Annotated in this window: 17 protein-coding genes; 14 read left to right on the top strand and 3 right to left on the bottom strand. The window is 42.3% G+C overall.

Going from position 1 to position 17,025, the window contains the following annotated elements; translation table 11 throughout:
• Nucleotides 1-11 precede the first annotated feature (11 nt).
• The 3 genes from rfbA to BN6465_RS05725 all read right to left on the bottom strand — a co-directional run bounded on the left by rfbA (nt 12) and on the right by BN6465_RS05725 (nt 3,814).
• Nucleotides 12-908, bottom strand: a complete 897-nt coding sequence (gene rfbA / locus BN6465_RS05735) for a glucose-1-phosphate thymidylyltransferase RfbA (RefSeq protein ID WP_066732536.1) — start codon at nt 906-908, stop codon at nt 12-14.
• A gap of 85 nt (nt 909-993) precedes the next feature.
• The gene (locus tag BN6465_RS05730) at nt 994-2,175 is read right to left on the bottom strand and encodes a MerR family transcriptional regulator (protein ID WP_066732821.1); all 1,182 of its coding nucleotides are present in this window, start codon (nt 2,173-2,175) and stop codon (nt 994-996) included.
• A gap of 16 nt (nt 2,176-2,191) precedes the next feature.
• On the bottom strand, nt 2,192-3,814 hold the full coding sequence (locus BN6465_RS05725) for a phosphotransferase (RefSeq protein ID WP_066732534.1): 1,623 nt from the start codon (nt 3,812-3,814) through the stop codon (nt 2,192-2,194).
• A gap of 237 nt (nt 3,815-4,051) precedes the next feature.
• Here BN6465_RS05725 and BN6465_RS05720 point away from each other — a divergent pair, with 237 nt between their 5' ends.
• The 14 genes from BN6465_RS05720 (at nt 4,052) to recG (ending at nt 16,950) form a co-directional block, all read left to right on the top strand.
• A complete protein-coding gene (locus tag BN6465_RS05720) occupies nt 4,052-5,287 on the top strand; it encodes a DUF1015 domain-containing protein (protein WP_066732532.1) in 1,236 nt (411 codons plus the stop codon).
• A gap of 202 nt (nt 5,288-5,489) precedes the next feature.
• Nucleotides 5,490-6,440 carry a tyrosine-type recombinase/integrase gene (locus BN6465_RS05715; protein WP_082891594.1) on the top strand — a complete coding sequence of 317 codons (951 nt, stop codon included), beginning with the start codon at nt 5,490-5,492 and terminating at the stop codon, nt 6,438-6,440.
• A 141-nt stretch (nt 6,441-6,581) separates the two neighbouring features.
• A complete protein-coding gene (locus tag BN6465_RS05710; RefSeq protein ID WP_066732530.1) occupies nt 6,582-7,286 on the top strand; it encodes a YveK family protein in 705 nt (234 codons plus the stop codon).
• A 3-nt stretch (nt 7,287-7,289) separates the two neighbouring features.
• Nucleotides 7,290-8,057 (top strand): class B sortase, encoded by a 768-nt coding sequence (gene srtB, locus BN6465_RS05705; RefSeq protein ID WP_066732525.1) that lies wholly within the window; start codon nt 7,290-7,292, stop codon nt 8,055-8,057.
• A complete protein-coding gene (locus BN6465_RS05700) occupies nt 8,047-9,012 on the top strand; it encodes an LCP family protein (RefSeq protein WP_066732524.1) in 966 nt (321 codons plus the stop codon). The genes srtB and BN6465_RS05700 overlap by 11 nt, the downstream gene beginning before the upstream one ends.
• Before the next feature lie 158 nt (nt 9,013-9,170).
• Nucleotides 9,171-9,776 carry a hypothetical protein gene (locus tag BN6465_RS05695; RefSeq protein ID WP_066732523.1) on the top strand — a complete coding sequence of 202 codons (606 nt, stop codon included), beginning with the start codon at nt 9,171-9,173 and terminating at the stop codon, nt 9,774-9,776.
• 118 nt (nt 9,777-9,894) lie between these two features.
• Nucleotides 9,895-10,602 (top strand): CpsB/CapC family capsule biosynthesis tyrosine phosphatase, encoded by a 708-nt coding sequence (locus BN6465_RS05690; RefSeq protein ID WP_066732522.1) that lies wholly within the window; start codon nt 9,895-9,897, stop codon nt 10,600-10,602.
• A 4-nt stretch (nt 10,603-10,606) separates the two neighbouring features.
• Entirely contained in the window at nt 10,607-11,368 is a 762-nt protein-coding gene (locus BN6465_RS05685) for a CpsD/CapB family tyrosine-protein kinase (RefSeq protein ID WP_066732521.1), read from the top strand.
• A 77-nt stretch (nt 11,369-11,445) separates the two neighbouring features.
• The gene (locus BN6465_RS20650) at nt 11,446-11,586 is read left to right on the top strand and encodes a hypothetical protein (RefSeq protein WP_154670187.1); all 141 of its coding nucleotides are present in this window, start codon (nt 11,446-11,448) and stop codon (nt 11,584-11,586) included.
• An 18-nt stretch (nt 11,587-11,604) separates the two neighbouring features.
• Nucleotides 11,605-12,360, top strand: a complete 756-nt coding sequence (locus BN6465_RS05680) for a VanZ family protein (RefSeq protein WP_066732520.1) — start codon at nt 11,605-11,607, stop codon at nt 12,358-12,360.
• A 77-nt stretch (nt 12,361-12,437) separates the two neighbouring features.
• Nucleotides 12,438-12,626, top strand: a complete 189-nt coding sequence (gene rpmB, locus BN6465_RS05675; protein ID WP_066732518.1) for a 50S ribosomal protein L28 — start codon at nt 12,438-12,440, stop codon at nt 12,624-12,626.
• 132 nt (nt 12,627-12,758) lie between these two features.
• On the top strand, nt 12,759-13,118 hold the full coding sequence (locus tag BN6465_RS05670; protein WP_066732516.1) for an Asp23/Gls24 family envelope stress response protein: 360 nt from the start codon (nt 12,759-12,761) through the stop codon (nt 13,116-13,118).
• A 17-nt stretch (nt 13,119-13,135) separates the two neighbouring features.
• Nucleotides 13,136-14,806 carry a DAK2 domain-containing protein gene (locus BN6465_RS05665; protein ID WP_066732514.1) on the top strand — a complete coding sequence of 557 codons (1,671 nt, stop codon included), beginning with the start codon at nt 13,136-13,138 and terminating at the stop codon, nt 14,804-14,806.
• Between the two features lie 83 nt (nt 14,807-14,889).
• Nucleotides 14,890-16,950 (top strand): ATP-dependent DNA helicase RecG, encoded by a 2,061-nt coding sequence (gene recG / locus BN6465_RS05660; protein ID WP_066732513.1) that lies wholly within the window; start codon nt 14,890-14,892, stop codon nt 16,948-16,950.
• Nucleotides 16,951-17,025 lie beyond the last annotated feature (75 nt).

Raw genomic sequence — 17,025 nt, 5'->3', positions numbered from 1 at the left:
TTTCTTTGCATTTAGTGTAGAACGTCTAAATACTTGCCGTCCAGAACATCTTTCAGATATTGACCGTACTGGTTCTTTTTCAGTACTTCATAACCTTCCAGAATATCTTCTTTAGTAATCCAACCGTTCAAATAGGCGATTTCTTCGAGACAGGCAATTTTTCTGTGTTGGTGGCTCTCCACGGTTTTGACAAAATTGGTGGCCTCGACCAGACTTTCGTGTGTACCAGTGTCAAGCCAAGTAAATCCCTGCCCCAAAAGCTCAACATTCAGTTCATTGTTCTTTAAATAGATGCGGTTCAAATCTGTGATTTCAAGCTCACCACGGGCGCTGGGTTTTAAGTTCTTCGCATATTCGACCACCCGATTGTCGTAGAAATAAAGGCCGGTAACACAGTAATTGCTTTTTGGCTGTTCTGGTTTTTCTTCAATAGAAATAGCTTTTCCGTCTGCGTCGAACTCAACGATACCAAAGCGCTCCGGATCGTCTACATAATAGCCGAATACGGTTGCACCCTTTCCATCTTCTGCATTTTTGACTGCAGTATGCAGGCGCTTTTTCAAACCATGTCCGGCAAAAATATTGTCACCGAGTACCATGGCCACTGAATCGCTGCCGATAAAGTCTGCGCCGATAATAAAAGCCTGTGCCAATCCATCAGGACTTGGCTGTACAGCATAAGAAAGCCGAATGCCGAATTGATGCCCGTTGCCTAACAACTCCTCAAAGCGAGGGGTATCCTGTGGTGTAGAAATAATCAAAATATCGCGGATACCTCCATTCATCAGAACGGACAGTGGATAGTAAATCATGGGTTTATCATAAATCGGAAGCAGTTGTTTACTCGTTACTGTTGTCAGCGGATAGAGACGTGTGCCGGAGCCGCCGGCTAAAATAATACCTTTCATAGAGATTCTCCTTTGTGCTTGTTCCAAGATATTTACATTATAAAAGGTGACCTAAGGTCACCTTCAAGTATTTTTTTGAAATATTTCATTTTTCACAAAGGAATAGCCCGGCATCCTTGGTAACGTGGAAACCGTGAAGAGTTTTCTTCTGTACAAATACCCGAAATTCTTTGTAGCGGTCAATGATATATTGGTTCTGATTGCCGTGGCAGGAAAGGATGTAGGAAATCAGGGAATCTGCTTCCGGCACAATCAGCTCATCAACGTAACGGCGCAGCTCAATATGGGGGAAGTACGGCTTCAATATAAAAGAGCCGTTTTCCAGACCAAAGTTTTCATACAGCTTATCGGCAGACAGGACAATACGTTTATCAAAGTCGGTGACGAGGGTGGTGATTTCTTTCATATGGCTGCCACTGTAGGTACTACACAGAAACTTGCCGTTTGCCTTCAGCACGCGACGGACTTCTTGACATACTTGAGCGATATCGTCACAGTAGAAGAGTACGTGATTGGCGATGACTAAGTCGAAGCTTTTCGGCTCAAAGGGAATAGAATGGCAATCAAAACTCTCGAAGGAAAAGCGGGAATCTTCGACGCCAATCGCCCGGCGTGCGTCACGTACCATACCCTCAGACGCATCGGAAATGGTGATGTGAACCTCAGAGGGCAGCAGTGGGAGGTTTGTTGTCCAAAAAGCACCGTCTCCGCAGCCAATCTCCAGTATATTCATCCCATTTGTTATCTGTGCCTGCTCGTAAAGCCAAGAGAACCAGTCCTTTGGATTCTGTGAGTACAGTCTATGTAGATTGATACGTGACGAGATATTGGAGGCATCCTGATACTGGTTCTTCATACTCTTTTCCATACCGGTAAGATGAATCAGTTCCAGCATCTTATCCCAGTTAATGTCTTCCTCATCCTTAATGGCTGTGGATGTATCCATGATAGCCTTTTCGACCAGCTGCATCTGCTCAATACGGTCACGCACCAACTTTAGCTGGATATTCAGAGAATCAGCAAGATAGTGATAGTCAGTAGCGTTGACTGTCATCTGGCGGATATCGTCCAAAGAAAAACCAAGATACTTTAGGAGAAGTATCTGTTGAAGACGTGCAAAGTCGGCATCTGTATAAAAACGTGTTCCGGTTTCTGTAACAAGTGACGGCTTTAATATATTTGCTTTATCATAATACCGAATAGTCCGCAATGTGACATGAGCCATACGTGCGAATTGACCGGAAGAGTAGTAACCTTCTTTTTTCATGATTCGGCAGCCTTTCTTATATGAAATATTCCCTGACAATCTGCTTCATACCCTCAAATTCTTTCTCCATTTCCTCCACAAGCCGGAATTGTGTGCGTGCTCGAACGAGATTATGTTCCGGGTAAGCTGTCTTAAAATAAGTATCACCCTGCAGATAATCGGTCAGGAACCTCGTTCCACATTCTAATGTCATCAAACGTGCGCCCCAGGGAAGGCTTTCCAACTCCTCCTGCGTAAGAACATCCTTAGTAGCATCTAAATATCCTTTGACATATAATCTATACAGCTCAATATCAAAATGTACTAAGTCTAGATTCTTTTCATCTTCAGCAGCAGTAGAGGCGCCGAAGCGGATAGAATCACCGAAGTCATTTGCGGCAAGTCCGGGCATGATTGTATCCAAGTCTATAATACATAATCCCTTTCCAGTTTCGGCATCGAACAAAATATTGTTCAGCTTTGTATCATTATGTGTGACCCGCAGTGGCAGGACTCCCCTTTCCTGCTGCTGAATAAGAATTCCGCAGTCAGCTTTCCTTTTTAATACAAAGTCACATTCGTCTCTGCAGCTATCCACTCTGTTTTGAATATCCCGTTGATATGCTTGCTCAAATGCAGCGAAACGTTTCACGGTATTGTGGAAGTCTGGAATCGTCTCATTTAGGCTGTCCACAGGATAATTGCCTAATTGTTTTAGAAAATGCCCAAAACTATAGGCAGATTGATAGAACTGCTCAGGACGTTCCACTTCCTGATAACATACAGAATCAGGAATATAATTATAGCATCGCCAAGGCTGTCCTTTTTCATCTTCGAAATAGTTCCGGCCGTTTTTTGTCTTGATATAGGATAAGGTCTCTCGATCAGGATTGCCCCCTTCTTTGCGGATAGCAGTTCTCATGAACTCTGTCACGCCAAAGATATTGTCCATAACACCTGCAGGGTCATTAAAAACATTAGTATTTACCCGCTGCAGTACATATGAAAGTTCATCCCCCTGCTCTGAGGGCATATAAACGGCATAGGTTTCGTTGATGTGGCCTGCGCCAAAAGGCTTTACATAGCTGCAGGTGAGACCGAATCCAAAGGCATACAAGGCATCTTCCAGCATCCTGCTGTCTGCGCCGTCAATTTTTCTGCGGGTTGGAAATACTACATTGCCTGCTTCAATTTTTTTCAGGGAAGTTACACGACAGTTTGCTTTCACAATGCTCCCGAGTCCTACATGAGCTCCTCGTTCGATGTAACTATTGTGGTCTATTATAGCCCCGGAATTAACCAGAACTGCATGCTCTATGCAGGTGCTGGTATTGACAACGGCGCGTTGTAATATAAAGCTTCCCTCAGAAATGGAAGCACTGGGACTTACAACTGCGGAAGGATGTATCAGGGATGGAACATGGTAGTCTGCCTCCATTAATTTTTCTGTCCAGTACAGCCGCATGTCATTGTCACCTAATGCGGCCACAGCCGTGTCGAATTTCTCGCGCATTGCAAGATAGTCGCAGCATTTTCCAATTATATCTGTCCCTTTAGCTGCATCGTCCAGAAAAAAAACTTGCTCATACCCTATGCTTAAGGCAACTTCTTTCATCATTTGCCCAAGTCCTCCAGCACCGATTATCAGTAAGTGGTTCATTTCATTTCCTCCTTGTTTTACCATGGATGCTACAATCCAATAAATTTAAGACTAGATTGCAGAGCATCAAGATAAAGTATTTATCTAAAAAGATTATATCAGTGATTTTGCCGAAAGGATAGTGTCAACTATAAAAAAATAGAAATGAAGATAAAATTCATTGGTAGTAAAATGAAATGTGGCATGATAATATATTACATAACATATAGTTAATTCCATGATATAAGGAGAATATCAATGAATACATGTTTTTTACCGACAAACATTTACCTGCCGACAAAGCATCTTGATATGGCAAAATGGTCTGTTATCGCCTGCGATCAGTACACCAGCCAGCCTGATTACTGGATGGAGGTACAGCAGCAGGTCAAAGGAGTACCTTCTACATATCAAATAATATATCCAGAAGTATATTTGAATGAAAAGGAAAGCCGCATTCCTCAAATACATGAAGCGATGAGAGGGTTTCTTGAGGAAGGGATTCTCACGGAACAGGTACATGGTGGATTTGTTTTGACAGAACGCCATATTGGCGGAGCAATTCGATTAGGTTTAGTGGGGATGATAGACTTAGAGCAATATGAATATATGCCGGAGAGAAGAGCAGCGGTCAGGGCAACGGAGGGGACAATACTAACTAGAATTCCTCCAAGGGTGGAGATACGCAGGGGAGCGCCCTTGGAATGTCCCCATGTCATGATACTCTTAAAAGACGAGATGATGAAGTTGATCGAACCTCTTTATGAACAAAGGCAATTGTTAAGAAAGCTGTATGAGTTTGAGCTCATGCTCAATGGCGGGAGTATTTGTGGATATGCGGTAGAGGGTGAAAGAGTTTGTAAAATTCAGCAGACTATTTGTGAATTGCAACAACGAGAGGAATTTATATTTGCGGTAGGAGATGGAAATCATTCCTTGGCTGCGGCTAAGGAATATTGGACACAGTTGAAGAGACAGCTGTCTCCGGAAGAGCAGGCCAGTCATCCGGCCAGATATTCCATGGTAGAGTTAGTGAATTTATACAGTCCGGCCATTGTGTTTGAACCGATTCACAGAGTAGTTTTTCACACGGATATGGAGGGACTATTAACAGCAATTGAACAGGGGCTTACAGAACAAGGTATTTCTATAGTAAATGGTAATGATATTATCCTTATTAATAGGAAACAAAGGAAGCAAATAGGACTTTCTGGGCTGAAGGGACATTTGCCGATAGAGGTAGTGCAGAAGATTCTGGATGAATATATTAGAAATAATTCAGATACATCCATTGATTACGTGCATGGAGAAGAAAATGTCAGAAAGCTGACAGAGCATGAGGAAGACACTGTTGGAATTATTCTGGGTGTTATCAATAAAGAAAATCTGTATCCGGCTATTCAGGCGGGAGGGGTATTGCCAAGAAAAGCTTTCTCTATGGGGGAAGCTGATGAAAAGAGATTTTATTTGGAATGCAGGAAGATTATAGAATAAGTGTAATATCTTTACACGAAACATTAGTTTTGTGCAAAGATAGGAGAATATTAGATAAGTTATAAATATTATATATAATTGGTAATATTTTCCACTATCTGTAAAGCTTCCTTGAGAATTGGTATGATATGTATAGAAAAATCGTAAAGCATCTACTTTGCGATTTTTTTACATTCTAAAACAAAAGAAAGAGAGGTACATTATGGACGTATCAAAGATTATGATGGCAGATGTCTGCGAGGAGTGGCTTAATATGAAGAGGCTTTTGATTAAACAATCTACCTATGCGAAATATAGGAATATTGTTGAGAGGCATATTGAGCCTGACATAGGGGATTACAATCTCGGAAATCTTAATTCTTATCTTATCAACAGTTTTATCTATGAGAAGATAAAAAAGGGGCGGTTGGACAGGGAAGGAGAGCTGGCTGTAAAAACAGTACGTGATATTACAACCATATTAAAATCTATTGTAAAATATGCTGAAAAGGAATATCATACGGAAAATTTAGCTGGAAATTCTGTATTGCCCAAGCGGAGCAGGGTCAAATTTGAAGTACTAAGCCTAAAAGAACAGAAGGTGATGGAAGAATATCTGCTGGATAATCTTCAGGAACCTAGATGCGTAGGCCTGCTCATTTGCCTGTATACAGGGTTAAGGATTGGGGAGATATGTGCATTGAAGTGGAATAACATTGACTTTGAAAGCAAAAGTATTACGATTACTCACACTTTACAGCGGATTTCTATGCCAGATTTAGAAACAAAACGAAAAACACGTATCATTATAGACGAACCGAAATCAGAATCATCCTTTCGCACAATACCGATACCAGAAAAAATATTTAAAATTATTCGTAAATCATCATACCCACACAATGATGAAGATTTTTTTTTAACCAATTCGTCGAAATATGTCGAACCTAGAAATTATCAATATTTTTTTAGGAGAACTTTGAAAAATATGGGAATCCGGGAGGTTAATTTTCACATCCTTCGACACACGTTTGCTACAAGATGTGTGGAAGTAGGGTTCGATGTAAAAACGCTTAGCGAAATTCTGGGACATGCCGATACGTCTATAACATTAAATTATTATATACATTCAAGCTGGGAAAACAAACAAAGGCAGATGATGCTTCTAGAAGGCTAAAATTGTGTTGTTTTTTAAGAAATTATTGACTTATCCCACCATATTTAGTAATATGTACAGAGGAAACGATTTGATGCGGCAAGATATTATGACCGATTTCGATAAGATATGTTATATAGTGATTAAAAGAGGAGAGTAACAATGGACGAAATAAAGCAGATAGAAGCGAAGCATGACGATGAAATAGAAATTGATTTGGGTGAATTGTTTCACCTTCTTTTACAAAAGATGTGGATAATTATTCTGTGCCTTATAGTGGGAGCGGCGCTGGCCTTTGGCGGAACGAAATTTGTGGTCACCCCTCAGTATTCGGCATCTTCTATAATTTATATTTTGACGAAGACTACAACGGTGACATCGCTTGCTGATATCCAGATGGGAGCCCAGCTGACGGTAGACTTTGAGATTTTGGCAAAAAGCCGTACAGTGGTAGAAGAAGTGATTGAGACATTAGATTTGGATACTACATACGAAGAATTACTTGGTCAGATTACCACAGAGAATCCAACGGGTACGCGTATGTTAGAACTGACAGTCACGGATCCGGATCCGGAGATGGCCAAAACCATTTCCAACGCATTGGCAGATGCAACTGCCGACCGCGTTGCCGACGTCATGAATTCAGATAAGCCCAACATTGTTGACCGTGCTGTCAAACCGGCTAAACCATCTAGTCCAAGTATGATTAAGAATGTAGCTATTGGTGCCTTGGCAGGAGCATTTTTAGCAATAGCGGTTGTTGTCATCCGTTTCCTTCTGAATGATACCGTTCAGACAGAAGAAGATATCCGCAAGTATCTGAACCTTAATACATTAGCGGCAGTACCGTTGGAAAAGAGGCGTTAGATTTTGAAAGAAAAGGCAAGAAAAGTTCTTATTATTGCACTTTGTCTAGTCGCAGTAGTATGCGCAGGTTATTTGATATGGTATTATGCGATGGCCGGTAAAGTGAATGATTCTTATGATAAAGCGAAGAAGACTGCGGAGATTCCCAAAGAGAGCCCCATAGTTTCTGAAGATGGAAATAAAGCAGATATACCGATTGATTTTTCTGCTTTGCAGGAAGCAAATCCGGAGGTTTACGCCTGGATCAGGATTGAAGACACTAATATTGACTATCCGATTCTTCAGAGTGCAGAAGATGATAATTATTATCTTGACCATACATGGGAAGGAGTCAGCGCTTCGCAGGGTGCAATATTTACACAAAGCTGCAATAGCACAGACTTCACGGATTTTAATACTATCATCTATGGGCATCAGATGGGGGAAGGAAACAATACCATGTTCCATAATCTGGGGAATTATTTGGATGAAGGGTATATGGAAGAACATCCCGAGGTCGTAATCTATACACCTGAGCGTATTTTTACGTACCGCATATTTGCGGCAGTCGTCTATGACGACAGGCATCTGGGACACTATTATAATTATATTTTAGATGCCGATAAACAATCATTTATAGATTCGCTTTATAATGCGAGAGATTTAAGGAATATATACCGTGATGATGTTAATGTGACGACAGAGGATCGTGTCATAACATTAAGCACTTGTATTTCAACCGAATCCGAACACAGATTGTTGATAGGAGCGGTACTGACGGATGAAAAATAAAAATAAGCTTTTGGCAGTATTAGGAATTGTCTGTATCCTGCTAGTCGGACTGGTCGTGTTCACGATGTTTCAGGATAAGAAGAAGGTGGAAAAGACTATCACTTCCAGCGGAACAAGTAGTGAGAGCAATTTTATTACATATAAAGGTGTAAAGTATAAAAAAAATTCAGACATTAAAACAATGCTTTTTATGGGAGTTGACAAAGCAGCGAAAGCAGATTTACATAACAGCCCCGGTGAAAATGGACAGAGCGACAGTTTGAATTTACTTATAATGAATCAAGACACCAACAAAGCCCAGATTCTTCAAATATCCAGAGAATGTATGGTAGAGATTGATATCTATGGAGAAGATGGCGAAAAGCTGATGGCAACAGAAGGCCAGATAGCGCTTCAATATGCATATGGGGACGGTGAAGAAAAAAGCTGCCGCCTCACATCGGAAAAAGTTTCAGGATTATTGTTCGGCACAAGTATCAATTCTTATCTTTCCTTAACTCTGGAAGGTATGGTGGTGGCCACGGACGCGATAGGAGGCGTGACGCTGACAGTACCGGAAGATTATACGGCAATTGATCCTGCCTTTGAGCAAGGCAAGACTATAACATTGAACGGTGAGCTTGCGGAAAAATATGTCCGGACACGTGATATTGAAGTGTTAGACAGTAACAACCAGCGCATGGAACGGCAGGCGCATTTCATGAATGCATTGATTCGTGAAATGCAGGAAATCGGCGGCACTATGAAGTATGCAGAAATCTATCAGAAATTAGAGCCCTATATGGTTTCTAACATGACCGCAGATGAGCTGAAGGAGATTTCTGAATATGAAATCAACACAGAAATGCAGCGTGTACCCGGAGAAATCATTGAAAAGGATGGACATGCACAGTATATTGTAGACAATGGACAATTGCAGGAATTGATTATTAAATTATTTTACAAACAAGTTTAGACATGTTATTATATAACAAAAGATGTTGTCTACAAGTGTTTACAATTAAATATAATATTTGTTTTACTTTTTTAACCATGTATGGTATACTACATAAGGTACATTAGTATCTATATAGTATTGTATATCATAAAAAAAACGATGAGGAGGAGATCATCATGAGATCAAGAGTAGCAAAAACCTTAGGTCTTGTAGTTGCTATGGTTGCTTGTGTAGGGATGACAGTATTCGCTGCACCGAGCCCGAGCGCTACTACAGTTGTCAACAAAGTCTCTAAAGCTGTGGACAAAGATGGTAAGGCTGTAGACGTTACCATTAAAGACGTTCCGGCAGAGTATGCTGACGCTGTAGCAGAAGTTAAGACTGAGGCTAAGCTGAAGGAACTTCTGGGTTCTGAATTTACAGCTACAACAGCAGTTGCATCTGTAAGAGAAATTTCAGTTCCGGAAGGAACTGCATTCCCTGTTACCATCACATTTGAGATGAACGGGGTAACATCATCAAGCAAAGTTTGGGTATTGCACTATGATACCGAAAAAGGTGCTTGGGAAAAGGTGGAAGCGACAGCAGGTGAAGGAACAATCTCTGCTACGTTTACATCTTTATCACCGGTAGCGTTTGTTGTTGACAAAGCTACATTATCTTCAGGAGCAGGTACAACTTCTCCGAAGACAAGTGCAAGTGCAGTTTCTGCAATTGCAGTAGTAGGCTTGGCAGCAGTAGCTGGCGTTTGCGGTCTTAAGAAAAAATCTTACGCAAAATAAGTCAGGCATGAGCTAAAAAAGAAAAACTCTTCTTAGCGGCGGCACACACCGCGGGAAGAGTTTTCTTTTTGAAAACAGTTAAATTATTTATAAAATGCGTGTGAAAGGACGGGTATTAATGAAGCTGACGGATATTCATTGTCATATGCTTCCACATGTAGACGATGGACCGGGCAAAGTGGAAGAAGCCAGAGAACTTTTGGAAGAGTCCTACAAGCAGGGAGTGCGCAGAATTATCGTGACTCCACATTACCGGCCGGAAATGTTTGAGCCGTCCATGAAAAGAGTGTGCTATTCCTACAATCACCTCAGAGGAATTGCCGCTGATATAGGAATTGAGCTGAGGCTGGGGTGCGAATGTTATCGTAATGAGAAGATAGTCAGACATATGAAAAATCGCAACCGCCCTACAATGGCGGGAAGCAAATATGTCCTTATAGAGTTTTCACCGGGAGATTTATTTCAAGTATTGCGGAATTATGTCTATGATATGGTTACCAACGGGTTTAAGCCGATAATAGCTCATGTAGAGCGTTATCTGTGCTGTGCTGAGATGGAGAAGATTCAGGAACTTAAAAATATGGGGGCATGTATCCAAGTGAATGCAAGTGCCGTACTTGGCGATGATGGGCGCATGACAAAAAAATATTGTGCACAGCTGATGAAGGCAGATTTAATAGATTTTATTGCATCGGACGCCCATGATACAAAGACGAGAAAACCTAATTTAGGGAAATGTGCGGCTTATGTATCCAGAAAGATGGGGAAACCTTATGCAAGAAGGATTTTTGTTACGAATCCTGAGAATATTCTAAAAAAAAGGTGAGCAAATGAAGAAGGTAAATTTAGTGATTGATAAAAAAGGATATGGTGTGCGGGAAGCCATGAAGACTCTGCGTACAAATATCCAATTTTGTGGTGATGATAAGCAGGTTATTATGGTCACGAGCTGTCTTCCCGGTGAGGGGAAGACCAGTACGTCCATTGATTTGGCTTGTGCGATAGCCGAAATGAATAAATCAGTAATTTTGATTGATGCCGATATGCGGAAGTCGGTCATGGCATCCAGACTTCAGATTGACGGAGCGGGTAAAGGACTTTCACATTTCCTTTCGGGGCAGTGTACACTGGCAGACGCAATTGTTTCGACCAATATACCGAAGATGCATCTGTTGATGGCGGGCCCTCTGGCACCGAATCCTACAGAGTTGTTAGAGACAAGCAGATTCAAAGGGATGGTGGAGTCACTTAGAAAAGTGTACGATTATATTCTGATTGACTGTCCTCCGATGGGACTTGTCATTGATGCGGCTATTGTCGCAAGATATAGCGATGGAATCATATTAGTTGTAGAATCAGCAAAGACAAAGTACCGGCTGGCTCAGGACGTAAAAGCGAAACTTGAAATAACGGGATGTCCGATGCTGGGTGTTGTTTTAAATAAAGTAGAGCGTAAGCATAATAAAGGATATTACAGTAAGTATTATGGAAAAGAATACGGGAAAAAGGGATATGGTGAGTACTACGGAGCGGATTCAAAGGAAGAAAAAAGCGAAAAGGCAGTGAAGAATCCAAAAGCTGCAAAGCAGTAGCTGTACCTTGGTATAATCGGTAATCTAGATGGCAATACTTTTCAAAGATGAAAGGGAAAACTTTGGGAGGGATTGCCATGATTATTTTTTTATTAATAACTGCGGTTTTGGTGCTGCCGGTCCTATGCTGTGCAGCAATGGTATCTACTGAATACGACCGCAGAATCGACGACGAAAAACAAGAAGAATTTCTTCGGGGATGTTTCAAAAGTCAATAAATTAAGATAGAAGGTCTGATGTTGAAGTTAAAAAAGATATATTATCTTTCTATGTTTTGCCTGCTTTTGTGGATAATTGTGATATTTTCTTTTTCTGCGCAGCCAGTCACTGAATCAGTGGGATTGAGCCGGAAAGTAGGACAGAAAGTATCAGAATTGTTTGTCCCGGGATTTAAGGAGCTGCCGCAGGGAGAACAGGAAGAGTTTGTTCAAAAAATTGATTTTGGCATTAGAAAAACGGCTCATTTCCTAGAATATATGGTTCTGGGAATCTGGTGGGGCTTTTTGCTTATGCCGGCAAGGAGAAGCGTAAGATTTAAAATATGGACAGCAGTNTCTTTTTCTGCGCAGCCAGTCACTGAATCAGTGGGATTGAGCCGGAAAGTAGGACAGAAAGTATCAGAATTGTTTGTCCCGGGATTTAAGGAGCTGCCGCAGGGAGAACAGGAAGAGTTTGTTCAAAAAATTGATTTTGGCATTAGAAAAACGGCTCATTTCCTAGAATATATGGTTCTGGGAATCTGGTGGGGCTTTTTGCTTATGCCGGCAAGGAGAAGCGTAAGATTTAAAATATGGACAGCAGTGTGGGCAAGCGCTGCATGTGCCGCAGTGGATGAAATACACCAGTTGTTCGTGGATGGAAGAACCGGGCGATGGCAGGATGTCTGTATAGATACGGCGGGCGCTGCTGTGGGGATATTAGCCTTATTTGCGATTATTCAGCTTATACATAGGCGAAAAGTAAAAACTTGTCAAAAACACTTGCAATCATAAACATTTTCTGCTAAAATACTTAGTGTTGTGAGTCCGTATGTATACACGGACATTTCAGATCGTTAGGAGGTGCAATCATGGCTAAATGTGCTATTTGTGAAAAGGGTGCTCATTTCGGGAATAACGTAAGTCACTCTCATAGAAAATCATCTAAGATGTGGAAATCTAACGTGAAATCTGTTAGAGTTAAAACGGAAAACGGCGGTGCTAAAAAGATGTATGTATGTACAAACTGCTTAAAATCCGGTCGCGTAGAAAGAGCTTAATTGAGAACGGAAATCAAGAGAACCGAGGTTTTGTGACTTCGGTTTTTTTATTGTAAAATGTGGGGAAATAGAGTATAATAAACACAATATGTGAGCAAGAGAATAGAATTAGATAAAATTGGAGGGACATATATGAAGGGCAGTATGAGTACTGATTTAGGTATCATTACCATCGATCAGGATGTTATCGCCAAGTATGCTGGGACAGTCGCGGTAGAGTGCTTCGGGATTGTAGGAATGGCGACGGTCAGCATGAAGGACGGTCTGGTAAAGCTTCTTAAACAGGAGAGTCTTACAAAAGGAATTCAAGTAAACATTTCTGAGGATAACCGTATTACTTTGGATTTCCATATTATTGTGGCGTACGGGGTTAGTATTTCTGCGGTGACGGATAACCTAATCAGCAATGTAAAATATAAAGTGGAAGAATTTTCTGGAATGACTGTCGATAAGATCAATGTATATATTGAAGGCGTCAGAGTTATCGACTAATTAAGGAGGAGCTTGTTGTGGCGATAAAGACTATCAATGTGGAGATGCTCGCTAAGATGTTTTTGGCGGGCGCGCAAAATATTGAGGCAAAAAAAGAATTTATTAATGAACTGAATGTATTTCCGGTGCCGGATGGTGATACGGGGACGAATATGTCCCTAACGATCATGGCTGCCGCAAAGGAAGTTACAGCGCTTGAGAACATGGATGTTACTACGCTGGCAAAAGCAATTTCATCCGGTTCGCTGCGTGGGGCAAGGGGCAACTCGGGAGTTATCTTATCCCAGCTGCTTCGCGGGTTCACGAAATCTATCCGGGAGGAGAGCCAGATTGATGTTCCGGCTCTTGCCCGTGCAGTTCTTAGGGCGAAGGATACTGCTTATAAGGCGGTCATGAAGCCGAAGGAGGGTACAATCCTCACTGTTGCCAGAGGAATCTCTGACAAAGCGCAGGAGCTCGTGGAAGAGACGGATGATTTGGAAGTCTTCATCCCGAAGATTATCGAGGAGGCTGAGGCTGTGCTTGCCAGAACGCCGGACATGCTTCCGGTACTGAAGGAAGCGGGTGTTGTGGATTCAGGTGGGCAGGGACTTCTTGAGGTAATCAAGGGAGCCTACGATGCTTTTCTTGGAAAAGAGATTGATTATTCTGCGATTGCACCGAGCAGTGCAGTGAATGTGACGAAGATCAACGCGGATTCTTCTGCCGAGATTAAATTTGGTTATTGTACTGAATTTATTATTCTGACAGAAAAGGAATTTACAGAAGACAATGAGATGGATTTCAAGGCATATCTGGAGTCTATCGGCGATTCTATCGTGTGTGTGGCGGACGAGGACGTAGTGAAGGTTCATGTTCATACGAACGATCCCGGATTGGCCATTCAGAAAGCACTGACATTCGGGCAGTTGTCCAGAATGAAGATAGACAATATGCGCGAAGAGCATCAAGAGAAGCTGATCAAGGACGCACAGAAGCTTGCGCAGGCAGAAAAAGAGAATAAAAAGAAGAAAGAAAAAGAAGCCCGTAAGCCGGTGGGATTTATTGCAGTATCCATCGGTGAGGGGCTGAATGAGATATTCAGAGAGCTAGGCGTGGATTATATCATTGAGGGCGGACAGACCATGAATCCGAGCACGGACGATATGCTCAACGCCATTGATGAAGTCAATGCGGATACCATATTTATTCTTCCAAACAATAAAAATATTGTGCTCGCTGCGAACCAAGCCCGCGATTTAATGAAGGAAAAGGATATTATTGTAATACCTACCAAGACGGTTCCGCAGGGAATCACCGCGGTAATCAATTTCAATCCGGAAGCAGATGTGGATACGAATGAGGAGACTATGCTGGAGGAAATCAAGAATGTGAAGACCGGGCAGGTGACTTATGCGGTCAGGGATACACATATTGATGATAAGGAGATTCATGAAGGCGATATCATGGGAATCGGAGATGCCGGCATATTGTCTGTAGGTACTTCTATAGAGGATACCGCAAAGGACATGCTGGCACAGCTGGTAGAAGAGGAATCGGAACTGATCAGCCTGTATTATGGCGAGGATGTCTCAGAAGAGGAAGCAGAAAAGTTTGTCGCTGAAATCGAGGAGAACTATCCGGATATGGATGTGGATGCCCACAAAGGCGGACAGCCGATTTACTATTATATTTTGGCGGTAGAGTAACTTTACGAAATGGGAGTATTGAAAGATGCTCCCATTTTTTTAATATGTTACAAAATACTTTTTGTCATTAAATGGAGTTGAACATGAATGAACAATCTAAAATCAGTGAATTAAAAGGAATCGGAGAAAAGACAGAGAAGCTCTTCCAGAAGATGGGAATATTTACGATAGGAGATTTGCTGCGGTATTTCCCCAGAGCATACGATGTCTATGAAGCTCCTGTAAGTATCGGAGAGCTTGAGGAAGGCAAGATAAGCGCAGTAACAGGAACTGTCTATGGGAGGGTCCAGCTTGTCGGCAGTCGGAATATGCAGGTGACAACCGCATTTTTGAAAGATTTGACGGGGACGCTCAAAGTAAACTGGTTTCGGATGCCTTTTTTGAGAAATACATTAAAGAGTGGGAGTGTGATTACTGTCCGGGGACGGATAATCCAGCGGAAGGGGCAGCTTTTGATGGAACATCCGGAAATCTACAATCCTCCGGAGACTTATAATAAGAAGCTGGATACGCTTCAGCCGGTATATCCTCTGACCGCTGGAATTACGAACAATGCTGTGGGAAAGGCTGTGGAGCAGGCGCTGCAATACTTAGATTTGCGTCAGGAGTTCCTGCCCGGAGATATCCGGCTTTCTTACCATCTTGCAGAATATAATTTTGCGGTGAAAGGCATACATTTCCCTTTAAATAAAGAAGAATTCTATCAGGCGCGAGAGAGGCTGGTCTTTGAAGAATTCTTGACATTTATTCTGGCTCTGAGGCAGGTAAGGGAGCGGGAAGAGCGTGCCGACAATAGATTTGCCTTAGAGAATAAGGCCGAGATTGACAGCCTCCTTATGCAGCTCCCCTATGAACTGACTCGTGCGCAGAAAAAGGTGTGGGAAGAAATAAAGGGAGAAATGTGCGGTCCCCGTCTGATGTCCCGCCTTATACAGGGGGATGTGGGTTCTGGCAAAACAATTATCGCAGTCCTTGCTCTGATGCTTGCGGGGCTTAATGGATATCAGGGAGCCATGATGGCGCCCACCGAAGTATTGGCCAAGCAACATTTTGAATCGATCACCTCACTTTTTGAACAATATAAGATTCCGTTAAAGACAGAACTTTTGACCGGCTCTATGACTGCCAAAGAAAAGCGGCTGGCCTATGAGCGTATTGCATCCGGGGAGGTTCAGATCATTTTAGGCACCCATGCGTTGATTCAGGAAAAAGCCATATATCACAAGCTGGCACTGGTGGTGACGGATGAACAGCACCGCTTTGGGGTGAGACAGCGGGAAAGCCTTGCGGGAAAAGGGGAAATGCCCCATATTCTTGTTATGAGCGCAACGCCTATACCGAGAACCTTAGCAATTATTCTCTATGGTGATTTGGATATCTCAGTCATTGATGAGCTTCCGGCCAATCGGCAGCCCATTAAGAATTGTGTAGTGGACACTGGATATAGGAAGACAGCCTATTCCTTCATGAAGCGGCAGGTGGAGGAGGGCAGGCAATGCTATATTATCTGTCCCATGGTGGAGGAAAGCGAAGCGGTGGAAGCAGAAAACGTAACCGACTACGCGGCCATGCTTTCCCAAGAGCTGGGCAGCCAAATACAGGTGGCCTCACTCCACGGTAAGATGAAGCAGGGGCAGAAGGATGAGATTATGTCTGCTTTTGCCCGCAATGAGATTCAAGTGCTTGTCTCCACAACAGTGATTGAAGTAGGAATCAATGTGCCCAATGCGACGGTGATGATGGTGGAAAATGCAGAACGTTTTGGCCTTGCGCAGCTTCACCAGCTGAGAGGAAGAGTCGGACGGGGAAAATACCAATCCTACTGTATTTTTATGAGTGGCTCTAAGGGGAAAGAAACAAAAAAAAGGCTGGAGATTCTCAACAAGTCCAATGACGGATTTTTTATTGCAGGGGAGGACTTAAAACTTCGCGGCCCCGGAGATTTGTTTGGAATCCGGCAGAGCGGTCTCATGGATTTCAGAATTGGAGACGTATTTCAAGATGCGGATATTCTGCAAAAGGCCAGTGAAGCGGCAGGACGGATACTGGATGAAGATCCACAGCTCGAAATGGATAAGAATAAAAAATTAAAAGAACATCTTCAACAGTACATGGATAAGAGCTTGTTGAACACAACGCTATAGATTATAATTTTACTGTTTACATTGATTTTTTACCGTTTTCGCGATATACTAAAAAAAGAGATTTTAGGAAAAGGG

Origin of the sequence: Bariatricus massiliensis, from assembly GCF_900086725.1 — a bacterium.
GTDB lineage: Bacteria > Bacillota > Clostridia > Lachnospirales > Lachnospiraceae > Allocoprococcus > Allocoprococcus massiliensis.
Note: the sequence above shows the minus strand (reverse complement) of the source record. Positions and strands in the feature narration are given on the sequence as shown.

Coding starts and splice junctions, on each gene's coding strand:
- recG (WP_066732513.1), top strand. CDS start 14,890: ATGAATGAACAATCTAAAATCAGTGAATTAAAAGGAATCGGAGAAAAG.
- rpmB (WP_066732518.1), top strand. CDS start 12,438: ATGGCTAAATGTGCTATTTGTGAAAAGGGTGCTCATTTCGGGAATAAC.
- BN6465_RS05715 (WP_082891594.1), top strand. CDS start 5,490: ATGGACGTATCAAAGATTATGATGGCAGATGTCTGCGAGGAGTGGCTT.
- BN6465_RS05695 (WP_066732523.1), top strand. CDS start 9,171: ATGAGATCAAGAGTAGCAAAAACCTTAGGTCTTGTAGTTGCTATGGTT.
- BN6465_RS05730 (WP_066732821.1), bottom strand. CDS start 2,175: ATGAAAAAAGAAGGTTACTACTCTTCCGGTCAATTCGCACGTATGGCT.
- BN6465_RS05685 (WP_066732521.1), top strand. CDS start 10,607: ATGAAGAAGGTAAATTTAGTGATTGATAAAAAAGGATATGGTGTGCGG.
- BN6465_RS05670 (WP_066732516.1), top strand. CDS start 12,759: ATGAAGGGCAGTATGAGTACTGATTTAGGTATCATTACCATCGATCAG.
- BN6465_RS05710 (WP_066732530.1), top strand. CDS start 6,582: ATGGACGAAATAAAGCAGATAGAAGCGAAGCATGACGATGAAATAGAA.
- BN6465_RS20650 (WP_154670187.1), top strand. CDS start 11,446: ATGATTATTTTTTTATTAATAACTGCGGTTTTGGTGCTGCCGGTCCTA.
- BN6465_RS05690 (WP_066732522.1), top strand. CDS start 9,895: ATGAAGCTGACGGATATTCATTGTCATATGCTTCCACATGTAGACGAT.
- BN6465_RS05700 (WP_066732524.1), top strand. CDS start 8,047: ATGAAAAATAAAAATAAGCTTTTGGCAGTATTAGGAATTGTCTGTATC.
- BN6465_RS05720 (WP_066732532.1), top strand. CDS start 4,052: ATGAATACATGTTTTTTACCGACAAACATTTACCTGCCGACAAAGCAT.
- rfbA (WP_066732536.1), bottom strand. CDS start 908: ATGAAAGGTATTATTTTAGCCGGCGGCTCCGGCACACGTCTCTATCCG.
- BN6465_RS05725 (WP_066732534.1), bottom strand. CDS start 3,814: ATGAACCACTTACTGATAATCGGTGCTGGAGGACTTGGGCAAATGATG.